This window comes from Pleurocapsa sp. PCC 7327 (genome assembly GCF_000317025.1).
Classification (GTDB): Bacteria; Cyanobacteriota; Cyanobacteriia; order Cyanobacteriales; family Microcystaceae; genus Hydrococcus.
On record NC_019689.1, the window covers coordinates 4317868 to 4332871 of the forward strand.

At 40.4% G+C, this 15004-nt stretch carries 11 protein-coding genes; 3 read left to right on the plus strand and 8 right to left on the minus strand.

Annotation, left to right across the window (positions count from 1 at the left end):
• Window positions 1-8: 8 nt before the first annotated feature.
• The 6 genes from PLE7327_RS19455 to PLE7327_RS19480 all read right to left on the minus strand — a co-directional run bounded on the left by PLE7327_RS19455 (window position 9) and on the right by PLE7327_RS19480 (window position 9699).
• Window positions 9-2093 carry a hypothetical protein gene (locus PLE7327_RS19455; protein ID WP_015145483.1) on the minus strand — a complete coding sequence of 695 codons (2085 nt, stop codon included), beginning with the start codon at window positions 2091-2093 and terminating at the stop codon, window positions 9-11.
• 48 nt (window positions 2094-2141) lie between these two features.
• Window positions 2142-3716: a hypothetical protein gene (locus PLE7327_RS19460; protein ID WP_015145484.1), complete on the minus strand. Its 1575-nt coding sequence runs from the start codon at window positions 3714-3716 to the stop codon at window positions 2142-2144.
• A 60-nt stretch (window positions 3717-3776) separates the two neighbouring features.
• A complete protein-coding gene (locus PLE7327_RS19465; protein WP_015145485.1) occupies window positions 3777-4991 on the minus strand; it encodes a hypothetical protein in 1215 nt (404 codons plus the stop codon).
• A gap of 14 nt (window positions 4992-5005) precedes the next feature.
• Entirely contained in the window at window positions 5006-6487 is a 1482-nt protein-coding gene (locus PLE7327_RS19470) for an MBOAT family protein (protein ID WP_015145486.1), read from the minus strand.
• Window positions 6488-6540: 53 nt separating this feature from the next.
• Window positions 6541-7701: a glycosyltransferase family 39 protein gene (locus PLE7327_RS19475; protein WP_015145487.1), complete on the minus strand. Its 1161-nt coding sequence runs from the start codon at window positions 7699-7701 to the stop codon at window positions 6541-6543.
• A 108-nt stretch (window positions 7702-7809) separates the two neighbouring features.
• Complete coding sequence (locus PLE7327_RS19480; protein WP_015145488.1) at window positions 7810-9699, minus strand: DCC1-like thiol-disulfide oxidoreductase family protein; 1890 nt, start codon at window positions 9697-9699, stop codon at window positions 7810-7812.
• Between the two features lie 544 nt (window positions 9700-10243).
• Here PLE7327_RS19480 and PLE7327_RS22895 point away from each other — a divergent pair.
• Entirely contained in the window at window positions 10244-10990 is a 747-nt protein-coding gene (locus PLE7327_RS22895) for a response regulator transcription factor (RefSeq protein ID WP_015145490.1), read from the plus strand.
• Between the two features lie 354 nt (window positions 10991-11344).
• Window positions 11345-11833, plus strand: coding sequence for a hypothetical protein (locus tag PLE7327_RS19490; protein WP_015145491.1), 489 nt, complete (start codon window positions 11345-11347; stop codon window positions 11831-11833).
• A gap of 3 nt (window positions 11834-11836) precedes the next feature.
• On the opposite strand, the gene PLE7327_RS19495 is transcribed toward PLE7327_RS19490, so the two are convergent.
• On the minus strand, window positions 11837-13081 hold the full coding sequence (locus tag PLE7327_RS19495) for an NAD(P)/FAD-dependent oxidoreductase (protein WP_015145492.1): 1245 nt from the start codon (window positions 13079-13081) through the stop codon (window positions 11837-11839).
• Window positions 13050-14003, minus strand: a complete 954-nt coding sequence (locus PLE7327_RS19500; RefSeq protein ID WP_015145493.1) for a hypothetical protein — start codon at window positions 14001-14003, stop codon at window positions 13050-13052. The genes PLE7327_RS19495 and PLE7327_RS19500 overlap by 32 nt, the downstream gene beginning before the upstream one ends.
• A gap of 326 nt (window positions 14004-14329) precedes the next feature.
• On the opposite strand from PLE7327_RS19500, the gene PLE7327_RS19505 reads away from it, so the two are divergent.
• Window positions 14330-15001: a response regulator transcription factor gene (locus PLE7327_RS19505; RefSeq protein ID WP_015145494.1), complete on the plus strand. Its 672-nt coding sequence runs from the start codon at window positions 14330-14332 to the stop codon at window positions 14999-15001.
• Window positions 15002-15004: the final 3 nt, after the last annotated feature.

The window sequence follows — 15004 nt, forward strand, 5'->3', positions numbered from 1 at the left end:
CTATAACCTTATTTTTTGATATAAGTTTGAAGCCGAAGATTAGCACCCCTAGCCAAGTTAACTTTGCGCCTTAATGCTGGAGGTTTCGGAATAAACTTAATGCGCCCCCCTCCAGGAACCAATGTTTCTATTGCAGGTTTACCAAAGCGCGTGTAAAACTCGGCGACGCAATCTTCTGGTAATAGATCTACGTAAAGATTTATGCCAGCAAAGTCGTTCAAGATATAAAAATCTGTAAAAAACGACCATTCTTCCCGTCGAAAACAGCGTTTTTGACGTTTTGCTTGACCGTGTTTATCGGGCTGGTCGGGTAATAATAATTGACCCCATCCAGCTCGAACGTATGGCTCAATTTGAGAGGGATGCAAGCGACCAAAATATTGACCCATTACTTTTTTCTCGTGAAACCTTCTGAGTGCATAGATTCCGCCATTAAATCTCCAGTACGGACACAAACCAGATTCATTACCTACAGTATTACCTCCTATTACACAAAATGGCCAATCTAAAACTGCTTCCCCTGGTTGTTCTTTTACATAATTCATGTAATTAAAAAAGTTTTTTTCAAATGAGTAAGGTTTATAGTCTAATTTGAAGGAGTAGGCAGTGTAAGTTTCAATACATATTAAAGCCACTAAAAATATTGATAGCACTTGTCTGCGAGAAATAAGCTTATTAAGGTTAATTTCTAGAGCAAATAGAGACAAAATCACTGGATATATTATAGTGCTACGACTTGGAACGCGATTAAATGAGAACCAAGGAAATATTTTTAGGGTTGGAAAATATACTTCGTTATAGAAAAGTAAGCCAAGTACGACGAACAATAAGGGTAAAAAGAAAGCCATCCGTTTGCGGACTAGCCATAAACTTATAATTCCTATAATCAGTAAGGAAAACCTCTTGAGAGTTGGGAAATATTCTGGATGATAGAAAATACAAAGGAAAAAAATTATTAATAGAGGGATAAAAATAGCAATTCGTTTACGAGCTTGGCATAAACCGAAAAAACCTATAATGAGTAAAAACAAGCCAGGACTTCCTGCAAATAAATCTTCTGGCGCATCCCTAAAAACTTTTTTCCAAGGTAATCCTGGATTCAAGCCTGGTAAAAATGGAATCAGCAACCTGTAGGCGCTAGTCCACCACCCTGTAGGTGGTTGATATTTCCTATTTAGCTCGAAAATGTTCGCTGCTGTGTCTCTAGCTTCTGCATAGTTAAAGTTTAAACTCCTAGCCTCTGTAGCAATCTGAAAAGCTAACGGTAGGTAAATATATGCAACAATAATGCCTATACCGAGCAAAGCTATAGAAATACGGGTATGAGCCAAAAAATCTTTTTTATAAGTTGCTATAAAATTTGAAAGTAGCCCGGTTAAATTAAAATAACCTTTGAAATATCTGTAAGTTAATAGTGCAGCAATAAACAGAACAGAAACCGTGAAAGACATTAGGGCAAAACCAGCTACATATCCTAAATCTTGACCCAATGACAGCACAAGCAAACAAGCTCTGATAAGAATGAGTCTTAGAGAGACATGTTGGTTCAAAACAATCCTTTTTACAATCAGAAAGTCGGCTATAAAACTGAGGGTAGTCCAGTGGACTATAGACATGTTGAGGTGACGTGGAAACTTGTAAATGGCGTAAAAATTAGAAAATGAAACGAGAAGTCCGACTCCGCTGGCACGAGCTAAACCATAATTTCGAACTAAGAGAGTACAAGCTCCAATCGCTGTTATTAATATAGTTAAAAGATAATAGAGCTGTAACCAAGGTCCAATACCAAACAATGAGGAAAAAATAGAAGAGAAAATATCACGCTCAATTCCCCAAGCTTGAAATACACTATTTGTTCCATAGGGATAAAATACCTGATTGTTAGTAAAATCGAGATGAGGAAAAGGAATAAAACTAAGATTTTTAGCGAAGTAAAATCCTGTATATTCCCAAATATTTACATCAATATCTTCAGAGAAGATTGGATGAAAGAAATCTTTAATTACCAACAAACTAAAAGCGCAAGATATACAAATAAGAGCTAGTAGTGGAAATGCGATCGCTCTTACTGGTACTCTTAAAATTTTACCCATAATTAATTTAATCTAATAGATTTCCGTGTAAGATTGCCAAAAATCGCTCTACTCGACAACATAAACATATGCTGCTGGCGTTTTCAAAAACAGACGGTAATTCTCTTTAAGTTGTTCATTTTTTAAGCGAGTAAACATGGGCCAAGAAATTTCAATGGCTTGAATGATTTCATTTTTGGGTTGCAATGCATAGTTTCCTGGCTGACAGTTTTTCACAAATTTCAAGTCTCTTTTAGAAATATACTTATCTAGATATTTGTAGGAATAGGAAATATTGAATAACTGCCATTTTTCTTCTGCTTTTAGGTCGCAAACCGTTGATTTAGCTGGTATTTGCTCGAATATCTCAACAATATCGGCAGTCGATATCGCTCTATCCGCTCCATACTTAGAAGCAAACAACTTAGTATTAAAATTAAGATTTAGAATTATAGACAACAAAATCAATAAAGTTAGTATAGCGATCGCAATTTTATTCAATAAACTAGAAAAGTCTAAAGAATCTAAAGCGACAACCGTTATCAGGATTGGAGCAAACAAAATAATAAATTTGTTGTGAATGACAGATAATCCCCAGAAATTGGAAGCAGCATAAAGATAAACTAGCCAAGTAAATGCTAGAAAAAGAGTAATAGTCGAGTTTCCTTTGTATTTTTTATAGGTCAGAAATGCCAAAACTAATAAAAGCGAAAAGAAAGCAATAGATATAGCAGTTCGCCACCCAGAAAATCCTAAAAAGTAAGCTTGCTGGGCAAGTTCGATAAAAGTTTGAAATGCCTTGCCGATTCTTTCTAAAATATTGCGATTGCCTGCTTCTGCGCTAGCACTGGTAATTTTAGTTAGAATCCCTTTAGTATTAGTCCAATTGCGACTCAATTCGCCTCTCCAATAAGGCGCTAAAGAGACAATCGCCGCAGCAACAGATAATAGTGGGAGCAAACATTTCTTAGGATTTTTACGATTTCTTGAAATAAACAAAATACAGCTAGCAATAAACGCCACTGGCATAACAAATAGTGTCGTTGAATGCAAACTAACTAAAATAGCTAAAACAATTCCATATAATATCCAAAGACCAACTTGAGCTGAATGAGGAAGTTTTGCTTCTAACTGCCATTTGTATAGCAACAGAAAGCAAAGCATAAAGAAAGGAATCGGACCTGGATTCCAATGATAGGTATTAATAAAAATTTCAACAAAAAGTAAGCTATACCAAAAACCAGCTAGCGCTGCTAAAAACAATCGTTTTGAATTCTCAGTCTTTTCTAACAGTTGATAAACGAAATACATAAGTAGGGGAATCGACAGAAAAGATAGTAAGGCATTAGGCAAAACTTGAAAAACTGGATCGACTCCCAAAATAGTAGAAGGAAAAACAAGATAATAATAGAGTGGCAGTAATTTATATCCGCCTACAGAAGCACCAGGTCCTAAAGTTGGCAGCTTTCCCTGCCACATGCTCATATAAACTTCAGCGTCTCTAACCTGATCTGGATAAAAGAAAGTTATATACCTAAAAACAGCAACTAAACGACTGAAAAAACCAAAAGCTAGTGCCAAGCAAATTAGACTATAGGCAGCTATTTTTAGTCGATCTCCTTTAACTTTAAATAGTTCAGACATTATTCCCCGTGCCTCTTCGTCTCTGCGTAAAATAAAACTTACTAAATATTCTCCACAAGTTTATTTAGTTTTCTTGATTTCTCGTTCCTGCTTAATTATTTTGACTAATTCAGCATCATTGGGATTAACTTTTACCCACTTTTCTCGATTGGCTCGAATTTTTGCTAAATGAGACTCTATATTGTCTGGTGTAAGGTAGGCTCCAAAATCTTTAGGTACCTCACCTTTTTTGTAAGATAGAATGCGATCGAGAACTAAATTTCCAATCGCTTCTTTATAATGGGAACTATCAATATAATTTTTCATCTTCTCGCTGACTGGTTCTGTCGTGATGCTGTTATAGTCAGAAAAATCCCAGACGGGCAAAATTTTGACAACTTCTCGCTTCCATTGCTCTAAAATTTGCCATTGTCCGGCAGCATAAATTGCCTCCGATTGAGTAACATGAACAGGAGAGATAAAACCGATTAAAGTAATGCCGCGTTCTCGGCACAGATTGACAATTTCTCTTAAATCATCTAAGTATTGTTGCGAGAGCTTATAGTTGCTGTGGACATTGAAATAAACCGCGATCGATTTTTTAAATTCTGTTAAGTTTTTATCTTTGTCTCCTCGCTGAAGGCGCATGAAACCGTTAGGATAATAAATATCGCGATCTGAATTAGTTCTGTTAGCTTCAATAGTCTTTTCGCTCAAAGATAAAGTATCTAATGAGAAAGTCGTGTTAATAAAATCTTGAGAAGTTATTGCCTGTTTTTCTAACCTTCCTTCATCAAACCCCGGTTGATTTCCTAGCTCCTGGTTGAACATAATAAAATCGAGACCCAGAATGACTAACTTAAGGTCTTTTTGATTCTCTATCGCATGTTGTAAGTAGCGTAGCGTTTCATAAGTATTAGCGCCATTAAGTCCGAGATTGTAGGCAGGTTGCTTGTCATCGAGTGCCGAATAAGCAGGATTCAAGCCGAGATTCATTCTTGAAGATCCCAAAAAAATTGTAACGGGTTTGATGCGCGTAATTGCGATGGCTTTAAATAACCTCTGGTGTTTCCATTTTTCGGGTTTTAACTGGTTAAATTGATTAAAAGTAGGGCTATTATAAATCCCATAAGGATCGACAGCGACATTAAAAATCCCAACTGAAATTAAGGGAACTAAAGCTGTCGTCAAAAAGATTAAATTAAAACGACGATATTTAGCTTTCTTCTGGTTAAATTTCTTCTTGCCAATCAGAAAATCTGATAAAGCAAACTTTAATCGACTGTAGGCACTCATTGCGACAACCTCCATCAAAACTGGAAATAGAGAAATTCAGACACGCGGTTAAGTGATAGTAGAGATAAGCTAGTTATCATTCCTACCCATATTGCCCACCACCACGTTGGCTTAAGTTTCTGAATTATTTGCTGCGTATTTGGCAATAAAGTGACGCATAATGTTAGTCCAGCTAAGATGTAAATGCTCAAGATTTTACTACTATTAATTTCTGGAAGATAGGTGAAATTTTTCCAATTTTGAAGCTGCAAGCCAAACTGATTTAAGAAAGATAATTTACCTTGAGGATTGCCGGGTAACACGATGCCTTTCATGCCTGTCATCGCTTTAATAATTTCTGCTGCATCGTGAAAATTCATCGCCCTAAATAAAACCCAACTAAATATGACAGCCAAAAAAGTTATTACCCATCCCAATAATTTTGGTAAAGGAAGATTTAATTTTCGCCATCCGTGATTAATAGATAAATATGCACCGTGCAATCCTCCCCACACAACAAAAGTCCAGCCCGCACCATGCCATAAACCGCCCAATAACATAGTTGTCATAAGATTAGCATAACGGCGTATTTGTCCTCGGCGGCTGCCTCCCAACGGAATGTATAAGTAATCTCTCAGAAAGTTTGATAAAGTAATGTGCCAGCGCCGCCAAAAATCGATAATAGAAATAGCTTTGTAGGGCGAATTAAAATTAATGGGAATGCGAATATTGAACATCAATCCCAAACCAATTGCCATATCTGAGTAGCCAGAAAAATCGAAATAGAGTTGAAACGTGTAGCTTAAAGCACCTACCCAAGCCTCAAGAAAAGTAACCGCATCGGCATTATTAAAAACCGAGGCTACCCATGGCGATAGATTATCGGCAATCAACACTTTTTTAGCTAACCCCAAACCAAACATTGTCAAACCTAAAGCAAGATTTTTTTGAGAGAAAAGAAAGCTTTTTAGCTGGCGAAATTGGGGAATAAGTTCATCGTGACGGAGAATTGGTCCTGCAATAAGTTGAGGGAAAAAACCGATAAATAATGCGTAAGTTACCAAATCATATTTATTGCTTTTGGTTTCTCCTCGATAGGCATCTACTAAATAAGCTATTTGGGTGAAAGTATAAAAAGAAATCCCCGGCGGTAAGACGACTCTTGAAAAGCTAAAATTAGTCTGAATAACGGTATTTATAGAAGAAAGAAAAAAATTAGCATATTTGTAGTAGACAATGATAGTTAAATTAAGAATAATGCCGATTAAAAGAATAGTTTTTGCTTGTTTGCTAGCAGGTTTAGTTGAGGCTATTAATTTACCTAGTTGATGGTTAATAATAATAGAAATAACCATTACTGGCAGATTGGCAAAATCCCAATATCCATAAAAAAATAGCGAACTGATAGTCAGCCAAATTAAAGCGGCTTTAATTAAACGAAAGCGAGAGAAGCCAAAAAATATTAGAAAAGTTATAGGCAAAAAAGCAAAAATAAAAACATAAGAGTTAAATAGCATTTGTGTTTTTAAATATTAAAGTAAATTTTCTTGAAAAGCAGGGAAAATTTTAGTCATACTACTAGAGAATACCCACAGCTCCAAAAGACCATTAAAAATCCTTGTATCAAAGCTAAAGATAAAGTTACAACTTGGTCACATGAACGATTACTTGCTAGTTTAGCTAACAGAATATAAAGAGGAAAAATAGGTAAAATAAACCGAGGCATAGAATCTATTCCAGCAAGAAGAGGTACTACTATCGAGTAGATACTAAATATCCAGTAGGAGACTGGGATTTTTCGGAAAAATATGCATAAAAGTCCTAGTGCAGCTATGGAAAAAGTCGATTCTAACAGGGCTTTTATTTTGAATAAAGTACGCACGTTTGGTTGAAGAAAACTTTTACGTAAGCCATTTACTATTGCCGATAAAGGATTGGATAGACTTCGATTCCAAGCTGATTGAATGTTTGAGAAAGCAAAGAAATTTCCTGTCAAGTGAAAGTTATAGATAGCGAACAAAGATAATCCTAGAGGGATTAATAATAGAAATAGGATATCATACCGAATCTTCTTCGCCTGAAAGTCTTTACTTTTAAAATATTCGTAAAGCATGGGAACAACGATCAAAATCCCAACACTTCTCGTAAAAGCCAAAAAGAAACCTGCTATTCCTATTAAGATCCACTGCTTTTTCTCGGCAAGATAAAAACATAGAATAGCTAACATTAAATAAAGAGATTCTGTAAAAACCCCTGATAGAATAAAAGCAGTTGGCGACACTAATAAAAATTTGACAGACTGCAAAGCATTTTCTCGGTCGGATTTTAACCGAACTAATCGGTAGAGTAAATAACAAGCAATAATTAAACAAACATTAGAAATAATAATCCCAGCAATAAAATATTTCCCCCCCATGACTGTTCCAATTAGTCTCATTAACATGGGATAAAGCGGAAAAAAAGCATAATTGGCTTGAGTTTCGGAGAAAGAAGTACCAACTTTTGCTGAATAACCGCCTTCGGCAATATTTATGTACCAATATGAATCCCAAACTCCCCAGATGTCTAACCAAAGTTGAGTGGAGTAAATATATTGTTTGCCGTACTGTCGTTCTAGGAGAGAACGAGAAATAACTCCAATAATAGTTAAAACGAGTCTAGTAGAGAGAAATAATAAAAGAATGTATTTTAGTTCTGGCAAATTTTTCTTTAGGGTAGCGGCAATCTTCATTAATTTTTCTTTTATGAAAACATTAGCAGATAAATTCCGGTATTATCTCTAGCACTCTTACCAAGAGACATAGCTTACTTTTAAATTCAATAAATTGCCAATCCTGACTTATTTTGAATCAGAGGAATCGGAGCAAGATTGTTGCCAAGGTAGCGTTTTATCTACCGTTTGAGTCTCGCCGGGAGGAACAGTTCTTTCGCTCATAAAATAAATGTCAATCCTCTCTAATTGTTGTGAATTTTTGTGAATTGCATTCCAATTTCGACATAAATATGCACCATAAAAAGGATAAAGCGCTTTACCAATGCCGCGATTGAGATTGATAAAATAAGTCCGCCATTGCATATTTCTATAAAGTGCATTGCGCTGACCAATTGTCGGCTTCTCCCAACTCACCGAACCGCTACCTTTGAGGACATCAATTGTCGTACCATCTTTAAGTTTCCCTTCGATAACGTGCCATCCATCATCTCTCGGCGGTGCTGGTGCAAAAATACTCCAAGATTGATCTAATCGCGTAACGCGACTGAGAATATCGAGTTGTTGAACTGTTCGTCTCTTGAAAAATTTATCGGTTGCACTAACCCAATCATTTTTAGGTTCTTCTCTTCTCGCAACTGTTTGTTCGACAAAACTTTTTAGATTCCAAAGCGAGGTGTAGACTAATAGGAATAAAGTAACAATATTTAGCCACAAAGAAGACCGAATTTCCAACGGACGAAATTTAAACGGTCTGGTAAACACGCCTGCCGTTCGCCGATTAGAAGCAATCGTCTCATAAAACTTAGTTCCTACAACCATTAAAGGTCTCCATTTAAGGATGGGTGTGAGAAACCAAAAAACGGGAGATAAGCTACAAATATAAGCGATCGCTTCCCATTTATAATGCCGATTTTCCTGCCAATCCACCACAACCCAAGAATTTGTTTCCTGCATATCGGCATAAATTGAAGGATCGTCTTGTGCTACCAATAACGGCGTTTTGGGTAAAATTAAGAAAGTGCGTAGAAAATGAACGACCTTTTTACAAAATCCGCAGTCTGCATCGTAATTAATTCTCAATCCAGCTCGCTGGGGAGTATATAATTTCTTCGCCAGCGCATCCCAAATATTAGTCGGAATAAAAACTAACCAACTGGAAATACTTAAAAAGGGAAAAATTCCCAATTCAAAACACAGTCCGAAAGAAATATGCAAAAGAATAAAACAGACAATAGCAACGCAACGGAAAAAGCTGTTATAGAAGGGAATAAAAATCATCAAAGGTCCCAACCACTCAAACCAAAGAGCAGATAGGGTTAGCAACCTTAACAACTCAACGGGCAAACTCAAAAGCCATTGACCGAATGCCGTTCCGTATTGGTCGAAACTTAACGCATAATAGACCGCATCCCCATCAGGAAACCAAAGTTCGCTTTTGGTTTTGTATGCCGCCGACCAGATATAGATAAAGCAAATTTGCACCATGAAGGCAAAAGTTGCCCCAGAAACTACCCGCTTGGGCAGCGGGTTAGGAGAGGAATTCAAGGCGCTGTCGATGGAATAACAAGCTCCCAGAGGTAAAAACATCGCCCAGAAAAGCAACGCCCTCAACACGTCATCGGCAGCAAAAATGAGAGCGGGGTTGCGGTTGTGAATAGAGATAATCATCGCCCAAGTCGCGATCGTTGCCAGTCTGGTGCGGTATCCGACTAGCATTCCCAGGACGAAAAAGATAGCCAACAAAAATATTAGCCCTTGGATAAAAGGCTGACCGCTAATCGATAAAAACGACCAATGCCAAGGACTGGGAAGAATGCGATCGAGGGCAGTGCGGGGCAATACGCCAACATCGCTATAATGTGCCGTCAAGTCGCCAAAACGGATGATGAGATCGGTGAGAACGACCAGGGCTAAGCCAATGCGAAATAGGGCGAGCGATCGCAGGTCAAAGCCCAAGACTTCCTCGATCTTGGCAGCTAATTGATTTTTTGCTCTTTTTTCCTCGCTGGCAGTCATGCTGCAATACCCCTCGGTAAACAATTAGCACTTAGCCAACAATTCTCGCATTACATTATCGACTCGGCAAGCCAATTCGGAACTTAAAGTTTTACAGCTCTTCGCAAATGGTTTCTTGAAAAGAATTTTTTCTCTTTTTTTCTAGTTTTCTATATATTCCCGCCTCAGAAGCTTTTTTGACTATCTTAAATAGCATTAATTAAACGTTCCTTAAAAAGGTTTATAGATATTTTTGGGTTCAATTGGTTTCCAAGAAATACTTTCTGTGCGTTTCGGCATCAACTCGAATCAAATCCCTCGAACCATGACTCTAATTGCGGTACGAATCCTACATAATTTTAATTTTTATACAAAAAATAGAAATAAAAGTTGATAATTTTAGTTTACATATTTCGACATTGGCGAAGGTTTGAGAATTTGAAAACAGGCAAATTAAATCTCTCAAAACTACCTAGAAAAAGCCAATGTGCAGCTTAATACTTTTTCGATCGCTTCTGAAAGAGTAAGCTTTTCTTTCAGACTGAGTTTTTCGCATTTCCCTATTATGATTCGCATTCTAATCGTTGACGATCTCTTAAGTATTCGGGAAATCTTGACTGAAGCTTTAGCTGTCGAACCGGATTTCCAAATCGTAGGAACGGCTTGTGACGGAGTTGATGCCATCGAGAAAGTCGATTGTCTCAGACCAGATGTCGTCCTCATGGATGTAGAGATGCCGAAAATGGATGGATTGAATGCTACTCAAATCATTTCTCAGCAATGGAGACAGGTAAAAGTATTAATTTTGACCGTTCACGAGTGCGAAGAATATTTCGATCGCGCCGTGCAAGTAGGAGCTAAGGGCTATTTTCTCAAGACAACTCCCACAGAGGATTTAGTCCGGGCAATTCGCTATGCGGCTCAAGGCTATTTCCAGCTTCCTTTTGACTTGGTGAATAAATATCTCTCAAAACTCGTTGAAGTGCAAGCGACTTTCAACGAGCTAGCTTCCCTAAAACAAGTGATTCAGACGCAATTGGAACAATGCAAACAATTCAGCTACCTGTCAGGGGAAAAGTGTCTTCAAATCGAGCAAGAACTTCACAAACAGCAAAAGACGATCGGCATCTATTTTCACCAAAGCCAAATCGAACAAGACTGGCACAGGAGTCAAGTGAACCAACACTTAGTCCATTTGAAAAAAGATTTACTGGGTCTGAGACGGACGCTTTGGGTACTGATAGGCATTCTTCTCTCGCTGCTGTCGTTTGGTTTGGCTTTGGGAGTAACTCTTTGGTTAAAAAGGTCTTAATCCCAATTTGAAACGACAAAGCTTAGTGCTTCTGACATTTTTATGTCACTTTTTCACATCACAATAAAAGTAACAACAGTTGGGAAGTCGATCGCCCTAGAAAAGGTCGCTTAAAACTGATGCACTCTGAAAACTAGAACAAGTTAAATACGTTTGAGGAAACAATCTTTTTACTCATTGAAGTTGCATATTATATCAAATCCGAACGAACAAACACAATAACCAGTAGCGCGAGCTAGAAGCTCGCGTTCGAGCAGGCATGAAAAGCGAGCGAGACATATGCGCTTACGCGCACGCTACGATGAGCGCACTGCACCACACATTATGGTCAATTAAACGGATTTAATATTAAAAATGCTGAAAATTTCTCGTTTAAGAACTGTCCTATCTACTTTGGTCAGTACCTCGATCGCTAGCAGTTTGCTGATTTTCCCGCTTGCAAGCGCCGTTCGGGAAGGACAGGCTAATCTGTCAGCCTTAACTGCTAGCGATGAAATTGTTAACACGAGCGTGGATTCTACTGGAGTTCGCTCCTTAGATGAAGCTGAAAAAATCTTGGGGATAACAGCACTGGGATTAGGAGCTGGTGCTGCTGGTATAGTTTGGCGTAGAGCAAAGGCAAAAAAGCCATTGGTTTTTAGCTCTACTCGTCTAGAAAATGCCCTCTCGATCGATCGCGCTAGCCCTCAACTGCGGCAGAAGCTGCTGAGACTGCTACATAACGATCGCCCGACTGCCAATCGCTTGCTTGCCGGAGCGCAAATCCAGCATCCCGAACGATCGGTTAATTGGTTAGTCGAGAAAGTAATTTACGATCTAGAACGCGATCGCGGTCGCTATTAATTTCTAGCGCGATCGCCTACGAACCAATAAGCGTTTAAATCGATCCAGAATTCCCAACACAACCTTAACCAGCAAATGCTTAAAAACTTGCAGGCGATGGCGAAGGGTTGGGAGGCGCTGAATATAGACTAGCCGCCTGATCGCGGCGGCTGGCTTTCCTTCGATATTGAGAAGGGAGTTGGAGACTACTGCGGCTCCCTTGCCCAAGGTCAGCATATCTCCCAAGTGCAAATAGCAGAAGGGTTGCAACCGCTTGCCTTGCAAGGTAGCCGCGATGTTTTTTGCCGCACGACTTGCCTGTTGATAGGCGGCTTGCGCCGTCGCGGGGACGGGTTGGCTGCCATTGCCAATATCCGCCAAATCTCCGAGAGCAAACACTTCTGGATAATCGACTAACTGTAGGGTTGGATAGATGAGAAGCTTACCGCGATCGCTTTTAGGGCAATCGAGGCGAGCAATCCAATCTCTGGCTTGAGTTCCCGCCGTCCACAGCACTAGATCGACTGGCAGCACAACGATTTTGCCGTCCCGAACGACTGTCATCGAATCGGCTTCAATCGCTGTCACCTCAGTGAGGCGATCGATTTTAATCTTGCGAGAGCGCAGCGCTCGATAGGCTGCCTTGCGAACGCCAGATGAGAAGTTTTTGAGGATTTCCTCTCCCCTTTCGATTAAATGTACTTGTCCTCGCCTACCCAAGCGATCGGCTAGCTTGCACGCCAATTCTACCCCGTTAGCACCGCCGCCGATCGCTGCCAGACGAAGGCGCTGGCGATCGCTAGCTTCGAGAATTTTCAGTCTTGCCTCCAGACGTTCTACATCGGCAAGCGTGCGGAAGGTAAGCGCATGGGTTTGAACCCCAGGGATATTTGCCCAGCGATTCTGAGTCCCAACGGCTAGAACGAGATAGTCGTAGGCGAGTTCTACGCCGTCGTCGAGTACGACTTGACGAGTTTTGAGGTCAACGTCTCGAATGGTTTGCTGATAAAAAGCAATCTCGGTACCGCCGAGTAGTTTTTGATAGGAAGGAGCAATTTCCCAGGGTTGCAATTCTTCGGTAATCAGTTCGTAAAGCAAGGGCGTAAAAAGAAAGCGATCGTTTTGCTCGACCAGAATCATTTTGCATTTGCCCGCTCTCACCCAAGCAAAGCGACTCAAATACAGAGCCGTATATAAGCCGCCAAAACCGCCGCCGAGAATGCAAATGCGGATTGGGTTAGCGATTGTTGGTTTCACTTTGTCGCGCATCGACCCCAATTAATGGTTTTAGCTGTTCGACGAGCTGCTGCGCTCGAATTTTTCTGGCTTCTGGCAAGAGATGATAATGGGTATCGGCAAATAAACTTGAATCGGTTTTCAGATTTAACGAGTCTTTTTCATAGATGAGGGGAGCAATTTTAGCCAGTTCTTGAGCCGTTTTTTTCACGCTAGCAATTGTTTTTTCGTCCTTGCTCGCGTAAACCCAGGGCAGCGACAGAATGAGTTTTCCTCCTGTGGCTTCCACTTCTTGACGAAATTGACTAATCCGCTCGATCGCATGGCTGGAAATGGGGCTGTCGATTGGCAGTTGCCACCATTGGCCGACTCGCACTTTCGTGACTGTAGGGTCGCCGCGATCGCTCACGGGATCGGAATAGTACCCCGTCATTTTTCCCCGCTCGACCAAATCTACCGCAGATTTGGTTAGCGCTCTCAGGCTCGGAATCCCAAGCAGCCAAACCTCTTGAGCGAGTTCTTTGGGTGGAATTCCGCCCAATCCCGGTCGGGCGATCGCCACGCCAAAACTAGCAGAGCGATCGCCCAAACCATTATCATCTAGCAGGATTAAATATTCGGGAATCAGCAGAACGATATCCCCAGAACGCACTTGGTCTATGACGCTCGGTAGGATTACATCTAGACCGACGGGTCCGTCCAATCCCAGATTCACTACCGGAATTCCCAATCCCCTTTCGAGCGCTTTGGAGTCGATGGTGTAGTGAGCGCCCGACCCGCCAGTCACCAGCAAGCGTCTGGGAGCTTGGATCTGAGCTGCTATTGCCATTTTGTCTTTATACATCTGACGCAGCCAGCTCAACTCGCCGCCGTAGTAAACGTTATAAACGAACCCTAACGACCAAGCTGCACCCACTGCGATTAAGTAGGGAACAAGCCCAAGCAGTTTTCCCATTAGCTCTTAATAATCCTTAATCTCAATCATATCAACAACACTGGTTCGTGTCATTGGCGATCGGGAGTCAGGAATCGTACAGACGCGATAGGAGCGCGCCTGTACCTAGTTAGATCGATTCCTATCTTGGCTTACAAATCTCTTTCCCTGCTTCAAAAGTCTCCCTGGCTCGCCATTTGTAGCAAGATTAAAGAGAAACGATATTAGTAGTTAGTGGTTAGTTGTCTCCCCAGTTCCCCAGTCCCCCAGTTTCCCCACTTCCACCTATTTCTTACAGGAGTGATAGGCTAAAGATAGTAAAGAAATCGTTTTTTTCTCGGTCAAATATGCCTCTTTTGATCCTGATCGCAGATGACGATCCAGGAATTCGATTAGCCGTTAAAGATTATCTAGAACTCGCAGGATATTCGGTCATTACTGCTCAAAATGGACGAGAAGCGCTCTTCCTGCTGGAAACCTATCACCCTTACCTGCTGGTTTCCGATATCAAAATGCCAGGAAAAGACGGTTACGATCTCGTTAAGCAAGTTCGCCAACGTCCCGAATTCCGACTGCTGCCCGTTATCTTTTTGACACAGAGAAATACGACCGAAGAGCGAATTATTGGCTATCAGGCAGGATGCGATGTCTATCTGCCCAAGCCTTTTGCAATGGAGGAACTGGGGGCAGTGATTCGCAATCTGTTAGAGCGATCGCAGATGATTCAGTCTGAAAGGCAATTCTCCGATCGCCAATCTAAACCTAAACCTTTACAGGCACAAGAAGGAAGCGAGCAAGTCCCTTGTGTCGAACAACCTCCCTCTTTCAAGTTCACCCAGCGGGAGGAACAAGTTCTGATCTTACTGACGAAAGGACATTCCAATGCCGAAATTGGCAACGAGCTTCATTTAAGTCCTAGAACCATTGAAAAGTACGTTAGCAGCCTTCTCAGAAAAACAGAAACTAGCAATCGAGCCGAATTAGTCCGTTTTGCTTTGGAGCACCATTTAGTCGATTAGTCA

Excerpts from the sequence above, each read along its gene's own strand:
- PLE7327_RS19505 (WP_015145494.1), top strand. The coding sequence starts at position 14,330 with ATGCCTCTTTTGATCCTGATCGCAGATGACGATCCAGGAATTCGATTA.
- PLE7327_RS19460 (WP_015145484.1), bottom strand. The coding sequence starts at position 3,716 with ATGTCTGAACTATTTAAAGTTAAAGGAGATCGACTAAAAATAGCTGCC.
- PLE7327_RS22895 (WP_015145490.1), top strand. The coding sequence starts at position 10,244 with ATGATTCGCATTCTAATCGTTGACGATCTCTTAAGTATTCGGGAAATC.
- PLE7327_RS19470 (WP_015145486.1), bottom strand. The coding sequence starts at position 6,487 with ATGCTATTTAACTCTTATGTTTTTATTTTTGCTTTTTTGCCTATAACT.
- PLE7327_RS19465 (WP_015145485.1), bottom strand. The coding sequence starts at position 4,991 with ATGAGTGCCTACAGTCGATTAAAGTTTGCTTTATCAGATTTTCTGATT.
- PLE7327_RS19495 (WP_015145492.1), bottom strand. The coding sequence starts at position 13,081 with ATGCGCGACAAAGTGAAACCAACAATCGCTAACCCAATCCGCATTTGC.
- PLE7327_RS19480 (WP_015145488.1), bottom strand. The coding sequence starts at position 9,699 with ATGACTGCCAGCGAGGAAAAAAGAGCAAAAAATCAATTAGCTGCCAAG.
- PLE7327_RS19475 (WP_015145487.1), bottom strand. The coding sequence starts at position 7,701 with ATGAAGATTGCCGCTACCCTAAAGAAAAATTTGCCAGAACTAAAATAC.
- PLE7327_RS19490 (WP_015145491.1), top strand. The coding sequence starts at position 11,345 with ATGCTGAAAATTTCTCGTTTAAGAACTGTCCTATCTACTTTGGTCAGT.
- PLE7327_RS19500 (WP_015145493.1), bottom strand. The coding sequence starts at position 14,003 with ATGGGAAAACTGCTTGGGCTTGTTCCCTACTTAATCGCAGTGGGTGCA.
- PLE7327_RS19455 (WP_015145483.1), bottom strand. The coding sequence starts at position 2,093 with ATGGGTAAAATTTTAAGAGTACCAGTAAGAGCGATCGCATTTCCACTA.